The organism is Intrasporangium calvum DSM 43043, from assembly GCF_000184685.1.
Lineage (GTDB): Bacteria > Actinomycetota > Actinomycetes > Actinomycetales > Dermatophilaceae > Intrasporangium > Intrasporangium calvum.
The window spans coordinates 3,005,886-3,029,216 of the sequence record NC_014830.1 but is presented as its reverse complement, the minus strand read 5'-3'; the positions used below and the strand labels follow the sequence as shown (position 1 = coordinate 3,029,216).

Annotated in this window: 20 protein-coding genes and 1 pseudogene; 7 read left to right on the top strand and 14 right to left on the bottom strand. The window is 70.3% G+C overall.

The features are described from left to right. The first annotated feature begins 145 nt into the window (after window positions 1-145). From rplM to glmM, 3 genes are all read left to right on the top strand, one after another. Complete coding sequence (rplM, locus tag INTCA_RS13685; RefSeq protein WP_013493523.1) at window positions 146-589, top strand: 50S ribosomal protein L13; 444 nt, start codon at window positions 146-148, stop codon at window positions 587-589. A 50-nt stretch (window positions 590-639) separates the two neighbouring features. Further along, window positions 640-1,143 carry a 30S ribosomal protein S9 gene (rpsI, locus tag INTCA_RS13680; RefSeq protein ID WP_013493522.1) on the top strand — a complete coding sequence of 168 codons (504 nt, stop codon included), beginning with the start codon at window positions 640-642 and terminating at the stop codon, window positions 1,141-1,143. A 163-nt stretch (window positions 1,144-1,306) separates the two neighbouring features. Next, window positions 1,307-2,653, top strand: a complete 1,347-nt coding sequence (glmM, locus tag INTCA_RS13675) for a phosphoglucosamine mutase (RefSeq protein ID WP_013493521.1) — start codon at window positions 1,307-1,309, stop codon at window positions 2,651-2,653. A 79-nt stretch (window positions 2,654-2,732) separates the two neighbouring features. Here the strand turns inward: glmM and INTCA_RS13670 are convergent, their stop codons facing one another. After that, window positions 2,733-3,176, bottom strand: coding sequence for a DUF309 domain-containing protein (locus INTCA_RS13670; protein ID WP_013493520.1), 444 nt, complete (start codon window positions 3,174-3,176; stop codon window positions 2,733-2,735). A 121-nt stretch (window positions 3,177-3,297) separates the two neighbouring features. Between INTCA_RS13670 and INTCA_RS13665 the strand changes: the two genes are divergently transcribed. Beyond that, window positions 3,298-3,987, top strand: a complete 690-nt coding sequence (locus tag INTCA_RS13665) for a DUF981 family protein (RefSeq protein ID WP_013493519.1) — start codon at window positions 3,298-3,300, stop codon at window positions 3,985-3,987. A gap of 43 nt (window positions 3,988-4,030) precedes the next feature. Here the strand turns inward: INTCA_RS13665 and arr are convergent, their stop codons facing one another. Next, the gene (gene arr, locus INTCA_RS20670) at window positions 4,031-4,483 is read right to left on the bottom strand and encodes an NAD(+)--rifampin ADP-ribosyltransferase (RefSeq protein ID WP_234424043.1); all 453 of its coding nucleotides are present in this window, start codon (window positions 4,481-4,483) and stop codon (window positions 4,031-4,033) included. Between the two features lie 117 nt (window positions 4,484-4,600). Beyond that, window positions 4,601-4,951 (bottom strand): annotated as a pseudogene (locus INTCA_RS20665) (putative immunity protein); the annotation flags it as partial. 319 nt (window positions 4,952-5,270) lie between these two features. On the opposite strand from INTCA_RS20665, the gene INTCA_RS13655 reads away from it, so the two are divergent. Further along, the gene (locus INTCA_RS13655) at window positions 5,271-7,340 is read left to right on the top strand and encodes a M3 family metallopeptidase (protein WP_013493517.1); all 2,070 of its coding nucleotides are present in this window, start codon (window positions 5,271-5,273) and stop codon (window positions 7,338-7,340) included. A 134-nt stretch (window positions 7,341-7,474) separates the two neighbouring features. Here INTCA_RS13655 and INTCA_RS13650 read toward each other — a convergent pair whose 3' ends face one another. The 8 genes from INTCA_RS13650 to glpX form a co-directional block, all read right to left on the bottom strand. Then, a complete protein-coding gene (locus INTCA_RS13650; protein WP_013493516.1) occupies window positions 7,475-7,990 on the bottom strand; it encodes a beta-class carbonic anhydrase in 516 nt (171 codons plus the stop codon). 7 nt (window positions 7,991-7,997) lie between these two features. After that, window positions 7,998-9,722 carry a fumarate hydratase gene (locus tag INTCA_RS13645; protein WP_041307751.1) on the bottom strand — a complete coding sequence of 575 codons (1,725 nt, stop codon included), beginning with the start codon at window positions 9,720-9,722 and terminating at the stop codon, window positions 7,998-8,000. Window positions 9,723-9,915: 193 nt separating this feature from the next. After that, entirely contained in the window at window positions 9,916-10,779 is an 864-nt protein-coding gene (locus tag INTCA_RS13640) for a carbohydrate ABC transporter permease (RefSeq protein WP_013493514.1), read from the bottom strand. Then, window positions 10,776-11,942 (bottom strand): carbohydrate ABC transporter permease, encoded by a 1,167-nt coding sequence (locus INTCA_RS13635; RefSeq protein ID WP_013493513.1) that lies wholly within the window; start codon window positions 11,940-11,942, stop codon window positions 10,776-10,778. Before INTCA_RS13635 ends, INTCA_RS13640 begins: the two co-directional genes overlap by 4 nt. After that, a complete protein-coding gene (locus INTCA_RS13630; protein ID WP_013493512.1) occupies window positions 11,939-13,288 on the bottom strand; it encodes an ABC transporter substrate-binding protein in 1,350 nt (449 codons plus the stop codon). Before INTCA_RS13630 ends, INTCA_RS13635 begins: the two co-directional genes overlap by 4 nt. Window positions 13,289-13,644: 356 nt before the next feature. Then, window positions 13,645-15,378 (bottom strand): substrate-binding and VWA domain-containing protein, encoded by a 1,734-nt coding sequence (locus INTCA_RS13625; protein WP_013493511.1) that lies wholly within the window; start codon window positions 15,376-15,378, stop codon window positions 13,645-13,647. 120 nt (window positions 15,379-15,498) lie between these two features. Continuing rightward, on the bottom strand, window positions 15,499-16,452 hold the full coding sequence (locus tag INTCA_RS13620) for a PfkB family carbohydrate kinase (RefSeq protein WP_013493510.1): 954 nt from the start codon (window positions 16,450-16,452) through the stop codon (window positions 15,499-15,501). 11 nt (window positions 16,453-16,463) lie between these two features. Continuing rightward, entirely contained in the window at window positions 16,464-17,456 is a 993-nt protein-coding gene (glpX, locus tag INTCA_RS13615; protein WP_013493509.1) for a class II fructose-bisphosphatase, read from the bottom strand. Window positions 17,457-17,600: 144 nt separating this feature from the next. On the opposite strand from glpX, the gene INTCA_RS13610 reads away from it, so the two are divergent. Continuing rightward, window positions 17,601-18,197, top strand: coding sequence for a DUF4245 domain-containing protein (locus tag INTCA_RS13610; protein WP_013493508.1), 597 nt, complete (start codon window positions 17,601-17,603; stop codon window positions 18,195-18,197). A gap of 118 nt (window positions 18,198-18,315) precedes the next feature. On the opposite strand, the gene INTCA_RS13605 is transcribed toward INTCA_RS13610, so the two are convergent. Next, entirely contained in the window at window positions 18,316-18,570 is a 255-nt protein-coding gene (locus INTCA_RS13605) for an exodeoxyribonuclease VII small subunit (protein WP_013493507.1), read from the bottom strand. A 9-nt stretch (window positions 18,571-18,579) separates the two neighbouring features. After that, window positions 18,580-19,992, bottom strand: coding sequence for an exodeoxyribonuclease VII large subunit (gene xseA, locus INTCA_RS13600; protein WP_013493506.1), 1,413 nt, complete (start codon window positions 19,990-19,992; stop codon window positions 18,580-18,582). Between the two features lie 125 nt (window positions 19,993-20,117). Here xseA and INTCA_RS13595 point away from each other — a divergent pair, with 125 nt between their 5' ends. Next, complete coding sequence (locus INTCA_RS13595; protein WP_013493505.1) at window positions 20,118-21,137, top strand: 4-hydroxy-3-methylbut-2-enyl diphosphate reductase; 1,020 nt, start codon at window positions 20,118-20,120, stop codon at window positions 21,135-21,137. Between the two features lie 134 nt (window positions 21,138-21,271). On the opposite strand, the gene INTCA_RS13590 is transcribed toward INTCA_RS13595, so the two are convergent. Continuing rightward, on the bottom strand, window positions 21,272-23,122 hold the full coding sequence (locus INTCA_RS13590; protein ID WP_013493504.1) for a substrate-binding and VWA domain-containing protein: 1,851 nt from the start codon (window positions 23,120-23,122) through the stop codon (window positions 21,272-21,274). Window positions 23,123-23,331: the final 209 nt, after the last annotated feature.

Below are 23,331 nucleotides of genomic sequence, written 5' to 3'. Positions count from 1 at the left end.
TTTGGGCAGCCCGCCGTGAGCCCGTAACATGGGTGAGGTTGTGCAGCAGGCACCTGCGAACCCAGCCGACCCGATGAGGGCGGCGGGCGACGCGGACCGAGCCCAGCGGCATACGGCATTATTTCGACAGCAAAGGCAGACTCCATTGCGCACGTACACCCCGAAGCCCGGCGAGGTCACTCGCACGTGGCACGTCATCGACGCGACCGACGTCGTGCTCGGCCGTCTCGCGAGCCAGACTGCGGTCCTGCTCCGGGGCAAGCACAAGCCGCAGTTCGCGCCGCACGTCGACACCGGTGACTTCGTCATCATCATCAACGCGGAGAAGGTCGCCCTGACCGGCGCCAAGCTCGAGCAGAAGAAGGCCTACCGCCACTCCGGGTTCCCGGGCGGCCTCAAGGCCACGAGCTACACCGAGCTGCTCGCCAAGAGCCCCGAGAAGGCCATCGAGAAGGCAGTTCGCGGCATGCTCCCGAAGAACTCGCTCGCCCGCCACCAGCTCGCCAAGCTCAAGGTCTACCGCGGCGCCGAGCACCCCCACGCGGCTCAGCAGCCCGTCCCGTTCGAGATCACCCAGGTCGCGCAGTAAGCGCCCCGTGCGCTCCTGACTGAGCACTGACTGCGTAGAAAGAGAAGCACGTGACTGACATTGTGAACGAGGATGTCCTCGACACCGACGAGCCGGAGCTGACCGAGTACACCTCGGAGTCCTCCACGTCCGACCTGGGCGAGCCGAAGCGGGCCCGCGAGGTCTCCGTCCCCGGCGCCGCCACCGGCCGGCGCAAGCAGGCCATCGCCCGCGTCCGGATCGTCCCGGGCACCGGTGAGTGGAAGATCAACGGCCGCTCCCTCGACTCGTACTTCCCCAACAAGGTGCACCAGCAGATCGTCAAGGAGCCGCTGACGCTCCTCGAGCTCGACGGCTCGTACGACGTGCTCGTGCGCGTCCACGGCGGTGGCCCCTCCGGCCAGGCCGGCGCGGTCCGCCTCGGCGTCGCCCGCTCGCTCAACGAGGTCGACACCGAGCTCAACCGCCCCGCCCTGAAGAAGGCCGGCTTCCTGAGCCGCGACGCCCGAGTCCCGGAGCGCAAGAAGGCCGGACTCAAGAAGGCCCGCAAGGCCCCGCAGTACAGCAAGCGCTGATCTGCCCTCGCACCACGACGAAAGGCCCCGAGTGCCACTCGGGGCCTTTCGCCTGTGACGGCGGAGTAAGTTCTCATTGGCGCCGTGCGTTCACCCGCGTTCACCCGCGTTCACCCACCCTCCACCTCTTCTCCATCGGCGCCCGTACGAAAGGCACACCACCGTGGCTCGACTCTTCGGAACGGACGGCGTCCGTGGGATCGCCAACCAGGACATCACGGCAGAGCTGGCGCTCGACCTGTCCGTCGCGGCGGCGCACGTCCTGGGCGAGGTGGGCGAGTTCAACGGGCACCGCCCGGTGGCGATCGTCGGTCGGGACCCACGGGCCTCCGGCGAGTTCCTCGCTGCGGCGACGATGGCCGGGCTGGCCTCCGCCGGCGTCGACGTGCTGGACGCCGGGGTGCTGCCGACGCCCGCCATCGCCTACCTGGTCGCCGACCGGGGCGCCGACCTCGGAGCGATGCTGTCTGCTTCGCACAACCCGATGCCCGACAACGGGATCAAGTTCTTCGCCCGCGGCGGGCACAAGCTCGCCGACGAGCTCGAGGACGCCATCGAGAAGCGGCTGGGCGAGCAGTGGCAGCGCCCGACCGGCGCCGACGTCGGCCGGATCCTGTCGCTGAGCGACGGCGCGGACCGTTACGTGACGCACCTGCTCTCCGTGGTGGCGCACCGCCTCGACCGGCTGCACGTCGTCCTCGACACCGCGCACGGCGCCGCCTCCGTGGTCGCCCCGCGGGCGTTCGCCGAGGCCGGCGCGAAGGTCACCGTCATCGGGAACGAGCCGGACGGCATCAACATCAACGACGGCTTCGGCTCGACCCACCTGGGGCGGCTCCAGGAGAAGGTCGTCGAGGTCGGCGCCGACCTCGGCCTCGCCTTCGACGGCGACGCGGACCGCTGCCTCGCGGTCGACGCCGCCGGCGAGGAGGTCGACGGCGACCAGATCATGGCGATCCTCGCGCTGTCCCTCAAGGAGCAGGGCACCCTGCGCGGCGACACCCTCGTCGCGACCGTCATGTCCAACCTCGGCATGATCCAGGCGCTCGCGGCGGCCGGCATCAAGGTGCTGCAGACCGCGGTGGGGGACCGCTACGTGCTCGAGGGCATGAAGGACGGCGGCTACACGCTCGGTGGCGAGCAGTCCGGCCACGTCGTCATGCTCGACCACGGCACCACGGGGGACGGCACCCTCACCGGCCTCATGATCGCGTCACGCGTGGCCTCGACGGGCCGGACCCTCGCGGACCTGGCCGCCGTCATGCGCCGCTTCCCCCAGGTCCTCATCAACGTCAAGGGCGTCGACAAGAGCCGCCTCGAGTCCTCCAGCGTCGTGTCCGACGCCGTCCGGCTGGCCGAGGCGGAGCTCGGTGAGAGCGGGCGCGTGCTGCTGCGCAAGTCCGGCACGGAGCCAGTCGTGCGCGTCATGGTCGAGGCCGCCGACGGAGACCAGGCTCACCTGGTGGCGGGTCGGCTCGTCGACGTGGTCAAGGCGGAGCTGGCGCTGTAGGGCTGGCGCTGTAGGGGGGGCTGGACTTCGGGGCTGCTCTACGGGGGGTGTGTGACGGATGCCCTGGCGCCGCGGCGCGTCAGGCTTGGGCGCGACCCTCCGCGACGTGTCTTTGCGCGCACTCCATGACGGCGCTCAGGTCGACGCCGTAGGTGTCGCCTCCAGACGCCGAGTAGGCCGCCAGCCGCATGGCTGCCCGGTCGGACAGTCGTTGCGCCCCCGTCTGGTTGCCGCGCGCGGCATGGGTGAGGGCCACGCACACCTGGGCCAGTCCCTGCCAGAGGTCGCGCTCTCCGGCCGGGCCGGCCTTCCAGCGGGCCTCGAGGACCTCGTGGGCCGCAAAGGGGCGACCGCCTGCCACGAGGTCACGCGCTCTGTCCAGTGTCTCCAGGGGCGGCAGCGCCTCCTCCGGGACCGGCTCGACTCCTTCGGCGCCGTAGGGCAGCGGCCGACCCAGGGCGTCTCTCGGGCGTGCCTGACGGGCCCGCCCGCGGTCGTCCCGATCACGCTCGGATCCGCTCATGACGACCAGCCTGTCAGGAAAGCGGCGGGAATACATCCACGTCGCACGCGTTGACCCTAATGCTTGAACATTCAACTATTGCTGGGAAGCACGCGGCACAGGACAAAGGAGATCGGGCCGAATGGTCGTCTACAACGAATTGGTTGGCATCACGGCAGGTGCGGGACTGCTCGGGTTTGCGTGGTTCATCACCCACCTCCTTCGGGGGAAGCGAATAGACAGCGAAGGATGGGCGGCGTTCTTCGGTCCCACCGGGCTGCTCCTCCTGGCGCTCGGACTGCACACCACGGTGACCTGGCCGTTCGGCGGTGGTGGCTTCGAGTACGCCAACATCGCTTTCGGCCAACCGGCGGCCGGGTTCGGCGCGCTCCTCCTCTTCGCCGCTGTGTACCTGTGGCGCCAACGGGCGGTGTTCGCCGGGGACATCGACGAGGCCAACACCGCCGCGCTCGCCGCGTTCAAGCCAGTCAGCATCTTCGTGGGGGCCCTCGGCTTGGCCATGGCGGTGCTGGCCGTGGCGTTCGTGCGCTTCCAGCTCGGCGCGGCACCTCCGGAGGAGCCGATCAGTGGCCGCTTCGGACACCTGCCACTTCTCGAGGCGCTCTTCCTCGGGGGGCTGTGGGGGATCGTCGCCCTCGGCGCGCTCCTCTTTGCGATCGCCCTGCTGACCGACCGGCCCCAGCTGCTGCGGTGGGCAGTCCGCGCCTGGACCATTGGCGGCGTGGTGTTCCTGCTCTTTGGTGCGATGAACTTCTACACGCACATCGGCATGTACTACAACCTCGCCCACGGGACGATGTACAAGTGGTGACGACGGCGCCACGACCGCGGCGCCCTCGTATCTGTCACCGCGGTCAGTCGTCCATCGCCTCGATGCCGAGCTCGGCCAGCTCGGCCATCCCCGCGCGCATCTTCGCGATCCGCTCCGCCGGTGGGGGCTCCCACCCGGTGATCTCCTCGACGACCCGCAACGGCTCGGTCGTCCGGTAGGACCGGGTGGGGTTGCCCGGAAACCGCTTGTCGGTGACGTTGGGGTCATCCTCGATGATGCCGAGCGGCTCGACCCGGTAGACCCGTGCGGGCCCCTCGCCATGAGCCAGCTCGGCAGCGAGCGGCGCGCCCTCAGGGGTGGCCGTCAGGTAGATGTGTCTGGCCTGTCGTCGGGAACCGTAGTTCGACGTCCAGCCCGGTGTGAGCAGGTCGCCGGGCCGCAGGTCCGCCCTGGTCCCGTGGAAGAACGGCCCGGGGTCGTCGACCACGCGCCGCGGCGGGGGCGGATCACGGAGCAGGCTGTCGAGCCGCCCCATCAGGGCCGCGACCCGACTGCGCCCCTCCGGGGCCCGAGGGTATCGGCTCAGCACGTCGAGAACGACGGGGGAGGCGCGCTTCGCGGCTGCGGCGACGACGTACTCGGCGACCACGGGGTCGTCCCCTCGGGCCAGCTCGGCCGCCCGCGCGGCATGGGCGGCCGGCCCGAGGATGTGCCGCACCTGGGTGGCCTTCGCCAGCGGGTGGAGGTAGGCGGCCGCGGCGGCATCCCCTGCCGCCATCGCCGCATGTCGAGCCGGCTCAGCGCTCGCATCCTCGGCGGCGCGATGGGACTCAGCCGCGGCGGTCCGCTGGAGGCGGGAACGGGGCGCTCCCTCGGCGAAGAGTCGAGCGGCTTCGAGCGCGGCGGCCGGGCGACGGTCATCGGGCCGGTCCTTCTCGAAGAGGACGAGCGCCGGCTCGGCGCAGGCCACGGCATAGCCGGCGATCGCGCGCAGCTCGTCCATGGTCAGCTCGAAGTGCCCGGAGCGGGTCTGCATCCTCCCGAGTCTTGCACAACTGGCGTCCCCGAAAACGTCCGTGCGGACGACTGACCAGCTCGCCACCGTCGAGAAGGCCCTGGCCCTCGGCGCTCGGGTGGCCCTTGGTGTGGGACCGGGACGAGGAGACGGCGATCCAGATGCCCGCCGGTGGGACGAAGCTCTCGCCGTCGAGCAGGAAGTTCTCCTTGATGAACGCGATCCGGTCGCGGACCCCTCAGCCCGGCTGAGCGTGCTCGCATCCCGGGGCGCTGAGGCTCCGGGCGAGCACCGTAGTGTCTGGGGCATGGTCGACCCCACCGAAGCCGCCGACGACTCCTCCCTGCAGGGCAACCCCTTCGGGACCCCGAGCCCCCTGCCGTTCTCGTTGCCGCCGTTCGACCGGATCCAGCCGGAGCACTACGGCCCGGCGTTCGACGCCGGGATGGCGCAGCACCGCGCCGAGGTGGAGGCGATCGCCGCCAACATCGAGCCGCCCACCTTTGCCAACACCCTCCTCGCGCTGGAGCGCTCCGGCGAGCTGCTCACGCGGACCGGCACGGCCTTCTTCGGTACCGCGAGCGCGCTCGCCACGCCGGAGATCCAGGCCATCCAGGAGGAGTACGCCCCGAAGCTCGCGGCTCACAGCGATGCCATCGGTCTCGACTCGCGGCTCTATGCGCGCATCCGGGCCGTTCACGACGACGCCGATCAGCTGGCCGCTCTCGATGCCGAGGCGCGTTACCTCGTCGAGCGCTATCTGACGGAGTTCACGGTCGCCGGGGCAGGGCTCGACGACGAGGCCAAGGCCCGGTTGCGCCAGCTCAACGAGGCTCTGGCGAGCCTGACCACCCGGTTCGAGAAGCAGCTGCTGGCCGACGCGAACGACCTCGCCGTCGCCGTCGACGAGGTGTCCGAGCTCGACGGGCTCACGGCGGGGGAGGTCTCTGCGGCCGCCGAGGCCGCCCGCGAGCACGGACACGAGGGCTCGTACCTGATCAGCCTGGTGCTGCCGACGAACCACCCGCATCTGGCGTCGCTGACCAACCGGGAGCTGCGCCGACGGCTTCATGACGCCCAGCGGGCCCGCGGTAGCCGCGGCAACGAGAACGACACGAGGGACCTCGTCCTCGAGATCGTCCGGCTCCGCGCCGAGCGGGCCCGCCTCCTCGGTTACCCGACCCATGCTCACGCGGCACTGGCGGACTCGACCGCCGAGTCGCCCGAGCGCGTCCTCGAGCGGCTGGCCCCCATGGCTCGGGCCGCGGCCGCCAATGCCCGCACCGAGCAGGCGGCGCTCGAGTCCGAGGCCGGCCACCCCATCGAGGCGCCCGACTGGGCCTTCTACTCCAACCGTGTCCGGGCGGCGACGTACCGCGTCGACACGGCGGCCATGCGCCCCTACTTCGAGGCCGAGCGCGTCCTGCGCGACGGGATCTTCTTCGCCGCCGAGCGGCTCTACGGCCTGACCTTTCACGAGCGCCCCGACCTGCCTGGGTACCACCCCGACGTCCGGGTCTTCGAGGTCCGCGAGGACGGGACGCCGGTCGGTCTCTACCTGCTCGACCTCTACACCCGAGACACGAAGAAGGGCGGGGCATGGATGTCGAGCCTCGTCCACCAGTCCACGCTGCTGGACGAGCCGCACGCGGTCGTCACCAACAACCTCAACGTGCCGAAGCCCGCTCCGGGCGAGCCGACCCTGCTCACCTTCGACGAGGTGACGACGTTCTTCCACGAGTTCGGTCACGCGCTGCACGGGCTGCTCGCGCGAGTCACCTACCCGCACTTCTCGGGGACGCAGGTGTTCCGCGACTTCGTCGAGTACCCGAGCCAGGTCAACGAGATGTGGATGCTCTGGCCGGAGGTGCTGGCCAACTATGCGGTGCACCACGAGACGGGGGAGCCGATGCCGCAGGACCTCGTCGACCGGCTCGTCGCATCACGCTCGTGGGGTGAGGGCTTCGCGACGAGCGAGTACCTGGCGGCGGCGCTCCTCGACCAGGCCTGGCACGCCCTGGACGTGGAACAGGCGGCCGCGGTCGCCGACGTGGACGCGTTCGAGCAGCGGGCGCTCGAGGACGTCGGTCTCGCGAACCCGCTGGTGCCGCCGCGCTACTCGACGCCGTACTTCGCGCACGTCTTCGCCTATGCCTACGACGCGGCCTACTACGCCTACATCTGGAGCGAGGTGCTCGACGCGGACACCGTGGCCTGGTTCACCGAGAACGGCGGCCTCACCCGGGCCAACGGGGACCGCTACCGCAGGTACGTCATCGGGCTCGGTGGTGCCGGCGACCCGCTCGCGTCCTACCGCGAGTTCCGAGGGCAGGACGCCGATCCGCGCCACCTCCTCGAGCGGCGCGGCCTGCTCTGAGAGGCAGACCCTTCGGCCGTATGCCGCCGGGCCCCCTCCTCGTCGAGTGTGCACTTCGTGCCGGGCCCCCTCCTCGTCGAGTGTGCACTTCGTGCCGGGCAGGAAATGCACACTCGAGTGGGTGGGTGCTCGGATCAGGCCACTGGCTCGAGCAGGCCCGTGTCGACGTCGTAGACGAAGCCCCCGACCACCGTGTCGGCCGGGATGAGCGGGTGCGCACGGACCTTGGCCAGGTCCTCGCGCAGCTTCTGCACCTGGTCGTCGATGACGCCGAAGCTCTGCCACGACGCGTCGACCCCCGACAGCTCGGTGATCCGCGCTCGCAGCTCGTTCTCGGAGAACCTCGTCATCGCGCAGCGAGTGTGCGGGACGACGAGGATCCGTTTGACGTTGAGCAGGTGCGTCCCGAGGACCAGCGCCTCGAGCGCCGCCTCGGTGACGCGGCCACCCGGGTTGCGGAAGATCTTCGCGTCGCCCGGCTTGAGCCCGACAATCCCCAGGGGGTCGATCCGCGAGTCCATGCAGGTGACGATGGCGACGCCCGCCTGGGCGATCCCATCGAAACCGCCGAGGTGGAAGTCGTCGGCGTAGCGCCGGTTGGCCTCCAGCAGGTCGTCGAACCCGTCGGGGGCAGTGGTGTTCTCGCTCATGCTGTCCTCACTCGAGTCCGGGTCGCTTGGAGATGGTGAACGCCATCGGCTTGCTCACCTCGGCGAAGAAGTCGTTGCCCTTGTCGTCGACGACGATGAAGGCGGGGAAGTCCTCGACGTCGATCTTCCAGATCGCCTCCATACCCAGCTCGGGGTACTCGATCACCTCGACGTGCTTGATGCAGTCCTGCGCGAGCCGCGCGGCGGGTCCACCGATCGAGCCGAGGTAGAACCCACCGTGAGCGGCGCAGGCGTCGGTGACCTGCTGGCTCCGGTTGCCCTTGGCGAGCATCACCATCGACCCCCCGGCCGCCTGGAACTGGTCGACGTAGGAGTCCATCCGCCCGGCGGTCGTCGGCCCGAACGACCCGGAGGCCATCCCCTCGGGGGTCTTGGCGGGTCCGGCGTAGTAGACCGGGTGGTCCTTGAGGTACTGCGGCATCTGCTCGCCGGCGTCGAGCCGCTCCTTGATCTTGGCGTGCGCGATGTCGCGCGCCACCACCAAGGGCCCGGTCAACGAGAGCCGCGTCTTGACGGGGTGCTTGGCCAGCTCGGCGAGGATGTCCGCCATCGGCTGGTTGAGGTCGATCTTGACGACGACGTTCTTGCTCGTCGACGAGACGCCGACGGCGTCCTCGGCGTGCTCGCCGAGCTCCCCGAGCCCCTCGTGGCTCTGGTCGGGCAGGAACCGGGCCGGGTCGGTCTCGAGCTGCTCGATGAAGACACCTTCGGGGGTGATCTTGCCGAGGACCTGGCGGTCGGCCGAGCAGGACACGGCAATGGCGACCGGCAGCGAGGCGCCGTGCCGGGGCAGCCGCACGACCCGCACGTCGTGGCAGAAGTACTTGCCGCCGAACTGCGCGCCGATCCCGAACCGCCGGGTCAGCTCGAGGACCTTCTCCTCGAGCTCGGTGTCGCGGAAGCCGTGGGCCGTGACCGCGTTCCCCTGCTTGGGCAGGGTGTCGAGGTACTTCGCGGACGCGTACTTGGCTGTCTTGAGGGCGAACTCGGCGCTCGTGCCGCCGATGACGATGGCCAGGTGGTAGGGCGGGCACGCGGCGGTCCCGAGCGAGCGCAGCTTCTCGTCGAGGAAGCGCAGCATGGCCTGCTCGTTGAGGATCGCCTTCGTCTCCTGGTAGAGGTAGCTCTTGTTGGCTGACCCGCCGCCCTTGGCCATGAAGAGGAACTTGTAGGTCGTCTCGTGCCCGGGCGCCGTGTCGGCGTAGAGCTCGACCTGCGCGGGCAGGTTCGACCCGGTGTTGCGCTCGTCCCACGTCGTGACGGGTGCCATCTGCGAGTACCTGAGGTTGAGGCGTGTGTACGCGTCGTAGACCCCTCGGCTGATCGCGCGCTCGTCCGTTCCCTCGGTGAGCACCTGCTGGCCGCGCTTGCCCATGACGATCGCCGTGCCGGTGTCCTGGCACATCGGCAGCACCCCGCCGGCCGCGATGTTGGCGTTCTTGAGCAGGTCGAGCGCGACGAACTTGTCGTTGTTGCTCGCCTCCGGGTCGTCGAGGATGTTGGCGAGCTGCTGCAGGTGCCCGGGGCGCAGGTAGTGCGCGATGTCGTGCATCGCCGTCTCGGTCAGCAGCCGCAGGGCCTCGTCGTCCACCTCGAGGAAGGTGCGCCCTCCGGGCCCGTCGACCGCGCGCACCCCCTCCGTCGTGAGGAGCCGGTACGGCGTCTCGTCGCTGCCGATGGGCAGCAGGTCCTCGTAGGCGAACTCGGCCACGGAGGTGTCCTTTCTCGGGTTGCGCGGGAGGGCTGGGAGGCCACGGCCGTATGCCGCTGAGCTCAGCGGCATACGAAAGTCCCCTCCCAGCGTAGTTGGGCTGGGAGGGGACCGACGTGGCTGGGTCAGCGGGTGGGCGTCAGCCGTTGATTGCGACAGCGATCGTTCAGCCGTTGATTGCGACAGCGATCGTTCAGCCCTTCACAGCGCCGGACGTCATGCCGCGGACCATGTAGCGCTGCAGCGCGACGAAGACGATCATCGGGACGACGATCGAGATGAACGCGCCCGCGGTGAGCAGCTCCTGCCCCTGGCCCTGAGTGCCGAGCAGCTGCTGGAGCTTGACGATGACCGTCGTGTTGGCGCTGTTGAGGAACAGCTTCGCGACGAGCAGGTCGTTCCACACCCAGAGGAACTGGAGGGTGGCGAACGCGGCGATGGCCGGGATCGACATCGGCGCGACGAGCTTCCAGAACGTCTGGAAGTGCGTGGCTCCGTCGATCTTGGCGGACTCGACGACGCTCAGCGGCAGCGTGCTCATGTAGTTGCGCAGCACGTAGATGCACAGGGGCATGCCGAAGCCGGTGTGGAGCAGCCAGACCCCGATGTAGCTGCCCGAGATCCCCAGGCCGCGCGGGCCGAGGATGTCGAGCATCGGCTGGAACGCCACCTGGATCGGCACCACCATGACCGCGATGATGATGAGGAAGAAGAACTCCTTGAACGGGAAGTCCATGAACGTGAACGCGTAGGCCGCGAAGGCCGCGAACATGATCGGGATGATCGTCGCCGGGATGGCCACGACGATGCTGTTGATGAACCCGCTCGAGAAGTCCTGACCGGTCCACACGCCGCTGTAGTTGCTCGTGGTCCAGTCACTGGCGAAGGGGTTGAACAGCGCCGACCACCAGCCGGACCCGGCTGCGTCGTCCCGGCTGCGGAACGAGGTGACGAGCAGGCCGATGGTCGGGATCGACCAGAGCAGCGTGAGCAGCGTCATCACCACGATGGAGAACGGGCTGAGCGGCCGTCCATCCTTCATCATCCGGCGGCTCATCGGTTTGCCTCCTCGTTGCGGAAGTGCCTGATCTGGTACCAGATCAGTGGGATCACCGCGATGAGCAGGACGACGACGATGGCCGTGGCCTGACCCGCCTCGCTGGCCGCGAAGAGCTTGTTGAAGAAGAGGTTCGCGATGACGTTGGTCCCGTAGGAACCGTTGGTCGTGACGTAGACGACGTCGAAGATCTTGAGCACGGTGATGAACACGGTGACGAAGACCGTGATGATGGTGCCCTTGATCTGGGGGATGACGACGCGCCAGAAGATCTGGAGCTCGCTCGCCCCGTCGATCCGCGCCGCCTCGAGGGTGTCCTCCGGGACGCCCTTGATCGCCGAGGAGAGCAGGACCATGGCGAACCCGGCCTGGAGCCAGATGAGGATCACCATGAGCAGGATCGAGTTGAGCTTGGCCGCCTCGATCTGCAGCCAGACCTGCGGGGTGCCGCCGAGGCCGGTCCAGATGGCGTTGAGCAGGCCGATCTGCTCCTGGCCCGGGTTGTTGTAGGCGTAGATGAGCAGCCAGATCGCCGACGCACTCACGGCCGAGATGGCCATCGGCAGGAAGATGAGGCTCTTGGCGAGCTTCTCACCGCCAGCCGAGAGCTTGTCGGTCAGCACTGCGACGATGACGCCGAAGGCCACCACGACCGCCGGCACGATGAGCAGCCAGAGGATGTTGTTGACGATCGACTGCCGGAACTCCGGGTCCCCGAAGATCGTCCGGTAGTTCTGCAGGCCGACGTAGGCGGTGCTGTCCGAGTTGGCGAACGAGTAGTTGATCGTCTGGAACGTCGGATAGATCAGCATCAGAGCGACGAAGAACAGGCCCGGCAGCAGGAAGACATAGGGGATGACACCCTGCGACAGCCGGCCCGGCAACCCCTCGACGAACATGTTGAGGAAGAAGAAGAGCACCGCCGCCCCGCCGACCCCGCCGACGATCGCCAGCAGACCGATGACGATCTTGTGGCCGAACCACTCCGGGTAGTAGCTGAAGGCGAGGAAGAGGTTGGCGAGGAACCAGACCACGACGAGCATGCCGACGATGCCGATGAGGATCTTGACCGGCTGGGCGCGACCGACGTTGTCCGGACCCTCCACCGTGCGATCTGGTGGCTGGGCCTCCTCGTTGATGACCTTCGGGATCGCGGTGCTCATGACTTCGGCCAGCTTGCTTCGATGTTGTCAGCCGTCTCCTTCGAGGACTGGCCGTTCTCCCACTTGACCATCTCGGTCCAGAAGCTGCCGGAGCCGACGGCCTTGGGCATGACGTCCGAACCGTCGAAGCGGAAGACATCGGCGTCGGCGGCGAACTTCGCGACGGACCGCGTGATGTCGTCGGGGTAGTTGGAGCCGTCGAAGGTCTTGTGCGGCGACAGCCAGCCGCCGGCCTTGGCCCACTCGGCGCCGAACTTGTCGGAGGTGAGGAACTCCATGACCTTCTTCACGTCGTCGTCGTTGCCGTTGAACACCGCGGCGAGGTCCGCGCCACCGAGCATCGGCTGGCCCTCGAAGCCACCGTCGTACGGCGGGTACACGAAGATGCCGACCTTGTTGTTGAGGTCCGCGAGGACGTCCTTCGGGTAGAACGAGAGGACGAAGTTGCCCTGGCGCTCCATCATGCACTGGGGTGGGTTCTTGAACGATGGCAGCGCGGCCTTGCCGAAGGCCGTGCTGAGCACGCCCTTGGGGCCGCCGAGCACCATCGTCTCGTCCTTGGCGATCTTGGCGAACTCGTCGAACGACTTGACGATCCGGTCGTCGTTGAACGGGATGCGGTGCGAGGTCCAGTCGTCGTAGACGTCCGGTCCCCACATCCGCAGGACGAGCTCCTCGATCCAGTCCGTGCCGACCCAGCCGGTGGCCTGGGCGGACTCCCAGCCCATGCACCACGGGGCGATGCCGTCGGCCTTGATCTGGTCGGCGACCTTCTGCAGCTCCTGGATCGACTTCGGCTGGGGGTCGTACCCGCCGGCCTTGTAGGGCTCCTTCGGATACCAGACGAAGCTCTTGGCGGCCAACCGCATCGGCGCGCCGTAGACCCGGCCCTTGTAGCGAGCCGAGTCGAGCAGGCCGGGGATCAGCGTGGAGTCGAGGCTGTCGTAGTCGAGGAAGGTGTCGATCGGCTGCACCTTGCCCTGGCCGGCGAACTCGAGGAGACCGCCTGGCTGGGGGAAGAGGCCGATGTCCGGCGAGTCACCCGAGTTGACCTTCTGCTTGATGGTGGTGGTGAAGTCCTGGTCGGCGGTGTACTGGATGTCGATGCCGCTCTGCTGCTCCCACGCAGTCAGGGACGACTCGAAGGCCTTCTGCTCGGCACCACCGAACGCACCGAGGATCGTCACCTTCTTGTCCCCGTCCGGACTGCCGCCGTCCACGAAGCCGCCGAGACCGGCGCCGCCGGCCCCGCCCGTGGGGTTGGGGTTCTGGAGGCATCCCGTCAGCAAGGTCATGGCGACCGCCACGCCCCCCGCCAGCACGACTCGTTTACGGATACCGCTCATTCGCCACTCCTCGTCGTGAGTTGTGCCATCCGGGCAGCTGTGCCCGTGAGGTGAGTCACACCACCGCTCTCATTCCTACCCTTTAGCGTGGGCCGAAACCAGTAGGTGCGACGAAACGTTGCCAACGGGTTGCCACCGGGCCCAGACGACGGCAAAGGGCCCCCGGCGCGCCGGGGGCCCTTCACCTGCTGTTACCTCAGGCGCGCTCTCTGGCGCCTGAGCCGAATCGGCGCTCCGGGCCTCGCTCGTTCCTCGCTCGTGTCCTCACGCCTTGGCTCAGGCGCGCTCTCTGGCGCCTGAGCCGAATCGGCGCTCCGGGCCTCGCTCGTTCCTCGCTCGTGTCCTCACGCCTTGGCTCAGGCGCAGACCCCGTCCTTGCACTCGTGGTCGAACAGCGCCTTCGCGAGGACGGTCGTCATGTCGGCCGGGTTCTCGGCGCCGTAGTAGTCGGAGTAGGAGCTTCGGGAGATCTTGCGGAGCGATTCGGCGTCGACGCCGGGGCCGATCCCGATGGTCGTGATGGCGATCGGCCGCTTCGGATCGGTCGCGTCCTTGATCTTGGCGAGCAGCTGCTCGAGCGAGAGCCCGCCACCGGGGTCCTCGTTCTTGCCGTCCGTGAGGATGACGACGGCGTTGACCCGCTGCGGGTCGTAGCTCGCCTTCACCTTGGAGTAGGCGGCCCAGATCGTGTCGTAGAGGCCGGTCCAGCCGTCGACCTCCTTGCTCAGCGAGGCTGCAGCAGCCGCCATCCGGGCACGCTGGGCGTCATCACTGAGCAGGCCGAGCGGCACGAGCTCCTTGTAGTCGCGGCCCCCGCCCTTGTCGCTGGAGAAGACCCAGAGGCCGAGCTTGGTCGAACGGGGGAGGGCGTTGAGCGCGATCCCGGCGGCCTCCTGGGTGATCCGGACCCGCGTCGTGTTGCCGACCTTCTCGTTCATCGAGCCGGAGACGTCGAAGACGGAGAGCAGCTGGAAGCTCGTCGTCGCGGCCTGCCACACGTCGATCGCGGCGGTCACCTGGGCGGCGTTCGGCGTCGAGCCCGGCTTGATCTCGCCGATGCTGCCGGGCGGTGTGGGGAGGGTCACCGGGACCGCGGTCGAGCGCAGCCCGAACGACGCGAGCGTCTTGGCCGCCTCCTCGGAGCGGAGGAACGCGCGCAGCGCCTCGATGCCCTGCGCCTTGGCCGGGTTGGTCGACACGTTGATCAGGGTGTACTCGAAGGACGGCGTCCCCTCTGCGGGGATGACGGCCACCATCTTGTTCTGCGGGTTGACCCGGTTGTGCTCGGCGAGGGCCGCCTCCGAGGTCGGGAAGGCGCTCGCCTTGGCCGGCTCGGAGGTGTAGGTGGCGAAGAGCTGGTCGTCCGAGGCCGCCATCTGCTGCGCGAGCTTGGGGATGATGACCCGGCCCTGCTCCGGGCTGAGCAGCGGCAGCGTCGTCGACAGGGTGAGCATCCCGGCGGTGGTGCTCCGCGGGTCGCTCATCCGGATGGGCGAATCGGAGGCGACGAGCTCGAGCCATGCGGGCTGCGCGTCGAGCTTGGCGGCCTCGGCGGGGTCCATCGCGACCACGAGCGGGCTCTCGGCGAACGGCGTGGCGATCTTGGCGTTGAGGCCCGCTGCCTGGTTGACCTTCTGGACCCAGAGGGGGGAGTCCGGGATCCAGCCGTCCGGGCGGTTGGGCTGGCCCTTGCCGAGCCCGATCATCGCCTCGATCGGTTTGCGGGAGATGACCTGGTAGTCGACGCAGGGGGAGTTCGGGTCGGCCTGGAAGGCCTTGACGAGCGCGACCGCGGCCGGCTGCATCGAGGGGGCGGACCACAGGGTCACGGGCGTCTGCGTCGAGCACCGCTTGGTCGGGGCGGAGGCGACGACCGGGGCGGTCTGCGGCGCCGTGTCGCGGCCCATCCACCAGGCGACCCCACCGATGCCTCCGCCGATGACGGCGAGGATCGCGACGACGGCCCCCAGTCTCCGCCGGCGGCGGGCGGCAGCGATGCGCGCCTCAAGCGCCTTCCGCGCCGCCCGCGTCTCGGTCAGGCTCTGCTCGTAGGAACCGGATGGACGCTGTGGAGGTAGGGGGTTGGTCACGGGTGATCCTCACATGAAGACGCCCCGGGGGATGGGCGTCGAGACATGAACCACCGAGCAACCTACTCGGGGATTCGCGCCGATTGTCGCGGGTGACAGTCGGTCTTGTCGAATGGCTGGTCATCCACCGGCGAGGTCGGTCCGGGTCGGCGCGTGCGCGCCCGGGTGGGCGACGGTCAGCCGGCTGGTGGCGACGGCTCGTTCGAGCGCGGGCACGACGTCGCCGATGTCCGCGCGCCGCAAGCGGTTTCGGGCCTCGGGCCCGCCGGCCAGGCCGGCGTCGAGCAGCCCGGACACGAGGCCGGCCATGAAGGAGTCGCCGGCGCCGACCGTGTCGACCACGGTGACGGGGGGGACGGACGTGGTGTGGGTCTCACCCGTCCGGGACAGTGTGGCGGTGGCGCCCTGGCCGCCGCGGGTGACGACGACGAGGGCCGCTCCCTGCGCGCACCAGTCGGCGACGACGTCCTCGACGCTCTCGTCGGGGCGCAGCCAGGCGATGTCCTCGTCCGACACCTTGACGACGTCGGCGAGGGCGACGCACTCCTCGATCAGGCTCCGGGCGAGCACCGGGTCGCCCATCAGCGTGGGCCGGGCGTTGGGGTCATAGGAGATGGTCGCCGTCGAGCGCGCGACCCGCAGGGTGTCACGGACGGCGCTGCCGCCCGGCTCGAGGACGGCGGCGATGCTGCCCGTGTGGACGTGCCCGTAGTCCGGCAGGCCCGGAACGGCGGGGAGCTGCCACTCGAGGTCGAAGCGGTAGGTCGCTGCGCCCTGCTCGTCGAGGGTCGCGTGCGCCACCGACGTGAACGGCGCACCCTGGGAGCCCGGGGTCAGGTCGACCTTGCGCTCGCGGCAGTGGTCGGCGATCCGGTTGCCGTGGTCGTCCGTGGCGATCCAGGTCGCGAGCGAGACCGGGTGCTCGAGCGCCGCGAGGCCGATCGCGACGTTGGCCGGGCTGCCGCCGACGTGCTCCTCACCGGCACCGGTCGCCCTGGTCACCGCGTCGATCAGCGCCTCGCCGATGACGAGGGTGCGCGCGCGGGGGCCGGCTGCTGACGAAGGCGCAGGCATGGACGGGTCCGTCAGTCCTCGACCATGTCGGCTGCACCGAACCAGCCGGGTCGGCTGAAGTTGTGCTCGCTCTCGATGGTGCGGATGGTGCCGCTGCGCGAGCGCATGACGAGCGAGTGGGTGCGCGCGGAGTTGCTGCCGTAGCGGACGCCGCGGAGCAGCTCGCCGTCGGTGATGCCGGTCGCGACGAAGAAGCAGTCGCTCGTCACCAGGTCCTCGGTGGACAGGACGCGCTCGAGGTCGTGGCCGGCGTCGAGCGCCCGCTGCTTCTCGTCGTCGTCCTTGGGCCAGAGGCGGCCCTGGATCACTCCGCCGACGCACTTGATCGCGCAGGCGGCGATGATGCCCTCGGGCGTGCCGCCGACCCCGAGCAGGAGGTCGACCCCGGTCCCGGGCCGGGCCGCCATGACGGCGCCGGCGACGTCGCCGTCGGTGATGTAGCGGATCCGGGCGCCCGTGGCCCGGACCGCGTCGGCGAGCTCGTCGTGGCGCGGGCGGTCGAGCATGACGACGGTCACGTCGGCCGGGGTCTCGTTCTTCGCCTTGGCCACGCGGCGGATGTTCTCCGCGACGGGCAGACGGATGTCGACGACGTCGGCCGCGTCGGGCCCGGTGGCGAGCTTGTCCATGTAGAAGACGGCGGACGGGTCGTACATCGCACCCCGGTTGGCGACGGCCATGACCGAGACGGCGTTGGGCATGCCCTTGGCGGTCAGCGTCGTCCCGTCGATGGGGTCGACGGCCACGTCGTACTCGCGGCCGGTGCCGTCCCCGACGTGCTCGCCGTTGTAGAGCATCGGGGCGTTGTCCTTCTCGCCCTCGCCGATGACGACGATGCCGTTCATGCTGACCGTCGAGATCATCGCCCGCATCGCCTCGACGGCGGCCCCGTCGGCCTTGTTCTTCTCCCCGCGGCCGACCCAGCGCCCACCGGCCATCGCTGCTGCCTCGGTGACTCGGACGAGCTCGAGGGCTAGGTTGCGATCGGGGGGGCTGTGCTTCATCGGATCCTCCGGCTCTGCGTCATCGCGGACGCCGCCAGCCTATCGGTCCGCCCAGGCGGTCACCGACCTGCCACCGACCCGGCCCGAGCAGCGTTCGGTGGGGCGGGTTTGGCTGCGGTCCGCCACCTCGGGGACGATGGTCCCATGACCGCCCCGGAGACCGTCCCGCCGAGTGACGTGCCGAGCGACGCGCCGCGTCCCAGCCGCTACTCGATGGGCTCCCTTCCCAACATGCTGCGGTCGCTGCTCTTCATCGGCCTCCTCGTCGCCGCTCTGGTCGCGATCGTGCCCCGGATCAGCGAGGTGCAGCGCCCGGCGGTCGACGCCGTCGGCAAGGCGCGGGCGACGGTCGCCGAGACAGGCCGGTCGCTCGAGCTGCCCCAGGGCCTCGGCGCGGGCTGGGTCCCGACGGTGGCGACCTACGGCCCCGGGACCGAGAACGTCCCCACCTTCACCACGGTGTGGCAGACGCCCGCTGGTGGCGACATCGCGCTCAAGGAGGCGGCCGACGCCACCGACGGCTGGGTCGCCCGGTCGGTCAACGACGGCACGCGGGACGGTTCCGTCACCGTGGCCGGGCGCACCTTCGAGCGGTACGTGGCGCGGAGCGGGTCGCAGGTCAGCTACGTCGAGCCGGCGGCGGGCGCCGACGACACGACGCTCGTCGCGAGCGGCACCGCGGCCGAGGACGAGCTCAAGGCCTTCGTCGCCGCACTGCGCGAAGTCCCCCCGGCCCCCTGACGCTTCCGCAACACACCCGCTTGTCGCGTGGTGGTGCCTTCTGCAGGCGGTGGGTCCAGACGGTAAGCGGGTGTGTTGCGTTGGAAGTGGGGGTATGCCGCTGGGCTCGCTTCGCGGGTCATTCCGCGGGCTCGTCGGGGCGGGCTGTGTCGCGCGCCCCCGTGGCTCGCTCGATCTCGGCCTGCGCACCGTCGAGCCACCTCTGGCAGTGGGCCGCCAGCGCCTCGCCGCGACGCCAGAGGTGCATCGAGTCCTCGAGCGGCGCCTGTCCGGCCTCGAGCTTGGCGACGATCCCGATGAGCTCCTCGCGGGCGTCCTCGTAGCGCAGCTGCGCGATGTCGGGGAACGTCGTCTGGGAGTCGGTCTCAGCCATGGTGACAGCCTATGACGCGGTCCGCCGGGCACGCTTCGTCGGCGTGGCCGTGCCCGTGGAGGTGCCCGTGGAGGTGCCCGTGGAGGTGCCCGTGGAGGTGCCCTTGGAGGTGCCCTTGGAGGTGCCCTTGGAGATGGTCCTTGAGCCGGCCGGGAACCTGCCCCGGGCAGGGGCATCGCGCTCGGGTGGCGTGTCGACACCATCGGTGACCGGGCGCACGCCGAAGTCACCGCGGGCGACCCGGACCCGGAGCAGCTCGCCGATCCCGACGTCGTCCTGGTCCATGACGATCCGTCCGTCGCGGTGCTGGACGACGGCGTAGCCCCGGTCGAGGGTCGACTGGGGGGACAGGGCCGCGACCTGGCGCAGCAGGTGCTCGACCTGGTCGCCGGCGCGGGTGAGACGGCCCTCCATGCGCACCGCGGCCCGCCCCCGGAGCGCCTCGATCTCGGTCCGGCGCACCCGGACCTGGGCGACCGGGTCGGCGAGGACCGGCCGGCTGAGCAGCGAGCGCAACCCGCGTCGCTCGACCTCGACCCGGCGGCCCAGGGCCAGCCGGAGCCGGTCGCGGCCAGCCGTCACGAGTGCGGTCTCGCGGGCTGCGTCGGGCACGACCTTCTTGCCCGCGTCGGTCGGCGTCGACGCGCGCCAGTCCGCGACGAGGTCGAGCAGGGGCTGGTCGACGTCGTGGCCGATGGCACTGATGACCGGGGTGCGCGCGGCGGCGACCGCGCGGATCATCGCCTCGTTCGAGAAGGGCAGCAGCTCCTCGAGGGCGCCGCCGCCCCGGGCGATGACGATGACGTCGACCTCGGGGTGTGCGTCGAGGTCGACGAGCGCGGCGCAGACCTCGGTCACGGCCGTGCTGCCCTGGACGGCGACCTCCCGGATCTCGAAGCGCACGGCCGGCCACCGTCTCCGCGCGTTCTCGACGACGTCCTTCTCCGCGGCCGAGCTGCGCCCCGTGATGAGGCCGACCCGCTGGGGCAGGAACGGGATGGGCTTCTTGCGGTCCGCGTCGAAGACCCCCTCCGCGGCCAGGGTCCGCTTGAGGATCTCGACCCGCGCGAGGAGGTCGCCGATGCCCACCGGCCGGATCTGCCTCGCCTCGAGCTGGAGGGTCCCGCGCTTGGTCCAGAAGGTCGGCTTCGCCTGGAGCACGACCCGGGCGCCCTGGGTCAGCGGGATGGGCATCGCGTTGACGGCGTTCATCGAGACCGAGACCGACAGGGACATGTCGACGTCCGGGTCCCGCAGGGTGAGGAAGGCGGTCCCGCCCCGGGGGCTGAACTGGATGACCTGGCCCTCGACCCAGAGCTGGGACATCTTGTCGACGTAGTCCGCGATCTTGAGGCTGAGGACCCGCACCGGCCACGGCTGCTCGGCGGTGGTCTCGGCCGCCCGCTCCGGCAGCGGTCCCATCGTGCTCACGGGGGTCACCCTACGGCCCGCCGCCGACCCAGGGAGGTGCGACGGGGCTGGGAGTGAGCCCAGCGGCATACGGTCACGATTGGGGAGGTCATCGCTCGCCCACCTACCATGGACGCATGAGTCAGCCCGAGAAGAAGGTTCTCCTTGCCGCCCCCCGCGGCTACTGCGCGGGCGTCGACCGCGCGGTGGTGACGGTGGAGAAGGCGCTCGAGCTGTACGGTCCGCCGGTCTACGTCCGCAAGCAGATCGTGCACAACAAGCACGTCGTCAGCACGCTCGAGCGACGCGGCGCGATCTTCGTCGACGAGACGGAGGAGGTGCCCGAGGGCGCCACCGTCATCTTCTCCGCGCACGGTGTCGCCCCCGTCGTCCACGAGGAGGCCCGCACCCGCAGCCTCAAGACGATCGACGCGACCTGCCCGCTCGTGACCAAGGTGCACCGGGAGGCGGTGCGGTTCGCGAGCGACGACTACGACATCCTCCTCATCGGGCACGAGGGGCACGAGGAGGTCATCGGCACCTCGGGTGAGGCTCCCGAGCACATCACCATCGTCGACGGCCCCGCCGACGTCGACAACGTCACCGTCCGCGACCCCGAGAAGGTCGTCTGGCTCTCGCAGACGACGCTGTCCGTCGACGAGACGATGGAGACGGTCAAGCGGCTCAGGGAGAAGTTCCCGGCCCTGCAGAACCCGCCGAGCGACGACATCTGCTACGCCACGCAGAACCGCCAGCTCGCCGTGAAGCAGATGGCCCCCGACACCGACCTCATGATCGTCGTCGGCTCGCGCAACTCCTCCAACTCCGTGCGCCTCGTGGAGGTCGCGCTCGAGCACGGCGCGCGGGCCGGGCACCTCGTCGACTTCGCCGACGAGATCGACGAGGCGTGGCTCGAGGGCGTCACCACCGTCGGCGTCACGTCCGGCGCGAGCGTGCCCGAGGTGCTCGTGCGGGACGTCCTGTCCTGGCTCGCCGAGCGCGGCTACGCCACGGTGGAGCCGGTCGTCGCGGCCGAGGAGTCGCTCCTCTTCGCCCTGCCGCACGAGCTGAGCCGCGACATCAAGCGTCTCTCCGGGTCCGAGGCGGACGCGGTGCGCCACGACGGGGCCTTCGAGGACGCCGGGTCGCTGCACTGACCCGACTGATCGGCGTCCCACGGGCGCTCGTCCACACGGGTCCGGACGTGGCGGGACGCCGGGCCGCTCTTTGACCCGACGCCACGTCGGGTCACCCGTACCCGAAGGACGGCGCTTCGCCTGTGCGGCTCCGGTCACTGACCGCCGTTGAGGGCGGCGGTGATCGCCGGGGCCAGGTCGCCGGCCTGCTGCACCGCGGTGTAGGTCCCGCCGGCCGAGGCGGCGACCTCGGTCAGCAGCTTGGCGTCCGGCTTCGGGCCGACGCCGATGATGACGAGGCGCACGGCCGGCTCGGTGGAGCTGCGGCGCAGGGCCGCCTTGACCGCACCGAGGGAGGCGCCGAAGTCGTCGTCGTTGGGCCCGGCGGTGACGACGACGGCCGTGTTCGCGCGCCCGGGCTGGCCCCCGGTCCGGGCGGCGTCGACCGCGGCGATGACCGTGTCGTAGAGCCCGCGGCCGCCGCCCGCGACCGACGGCAGGGACTCGAGCCCCTGCGCGATCGCCTGCAGCTGTCCGGCCCCGCTCAGCGCACCGGGCGCGACGACCACGCGGTGGTCCTCTCCCTTGGGGCCGAGGTGCTGCCCGTAGAGCCACACCCCGACCTTCGAGCGGTCCGACAGCGCCGCGAGGCCGATCTGGGCGCCCCGGGTGATGTGGTCGAGGATCGTCTCCCCGTCGAGCCTCGTGAGCGTGGTCGCCGAGGTGTCGAGGGCGAGGATGCCGTGTGGCGCCGGCTGGAGTGCGGCCCACGTGTCGCGCAGCTTCTCGGTGGCCGCGAGGCTCGGGGCCGGCAGCGGCTGCACCGTCCCTCGCACGGGTGTCGCCGCTGTCGAGGGTGCCGCCGCTGGTTGCGCCGGCGCCGCGGCGGGTTGCCCCGGCGCCGCTCCGGGTTGCGCCGGCGCCGCGGCGGGTTGCCCCGGCGCCGTGAAGCCGTGGGTCGTCACCACGGCGCGGGCCTCGTCGGAGGCGAGGAAGTCGCGCAGGCTCCGCAGGACCCGGGAGGCCACGGTGCCGTCCGCCACGGCCACGAGCGAGTACTCGAGGACGGGCGACCCCTCGGCCGGGGCGACCCCGGTCAGCGGCGAGCGGGGGTTCGCAGCGTTGTAGCGGGCCAGCTCGGAAAGCGACACGGGAGTGGTCACGTTCCGACCGGGGTCGCTGGCGGCGACCAGCGCCGAGGCGGCTACGGGCACCGAACCGCTCGTTTCGGCCACCTGGCGCAGAGCCGACTCGCCGGCTTCTCGGGACTGGGGGAGGTGGGCGGCCGACGCTGCGAGGCTGAGCAGGCCGACGGTCGACGTCGCCGGGTCCGGCAGGACGAGCCGCAGGTCCTCCTCTGCCGGCGCGACCACCTGCGGCCAGCCGGAGCCCTCGGCCTCGTCGGCGGCAGGGCCGGTCATGGCCAGCACGACCGGCGAGGCGGCGAAGGGCTCGTCAGCGACGAGTCCGAGGCCGGCGCGGCTGTTGGCCTGCTCGAGCCAGAGGTCGGCGTCGAGGACCCAGGCGTCCGGGCGCGTCGGCCCGGCCAGCGACTGGGCGACGGTGCTCGCCTCGAGCGGGACGACCGTGAAGCTCGCGCACGGCACCCCCGGCTGCGCGTTGAAGGCCTCGACCACCTCGGCGAACGCCGGCGCCATGGCGGAGGGGACGGCCACGGTGAGGTTCGCCGGCCGCTTGCAGCCCGAGGCGACGCGTTGGCTCGTCGGTGCCTCGGGGACGACTCCCGGGGCCGCGAGCTGGGTGGGTGTCCCGTCGCGGAGCAGCTGGAGACCCACCCCGCCAGCGGCCACGAGGGCGACGGCACCAGCGGCAGCGACACTGATCCGCACCTGGCGTCGCCGTTGCTGCTGGCGCTTCACGGCCTGCTGCACGCGCTCGCGGTTGTCGACGAGGGAGGCCTCGTAGGGCCCGATCCGCCGGCTCCCCGCACGAGGAGCGTCCGTGGTGTCGTCCCTGCCTGTCTCGTTGCGCCCGCCGAAGTCCACGACCGGAGTATGGGCCGATCCGAGCGAGCGGCCAACCGGGGTCAGCGCCCGCCGGGCGGGCGGTCAGTGGCGTCAGGCAGATCGGTCAGGCGGCTGAAATCGGTTGTGCCCCAGTCCTTTCGCCAGAGAGGTCAGGCACCCGGTGAGGCAGGCTTGTTCATGTTGTCGACACCGCCGTGGCGACAGGAGTTCACCGAGTGTGCGGCCGG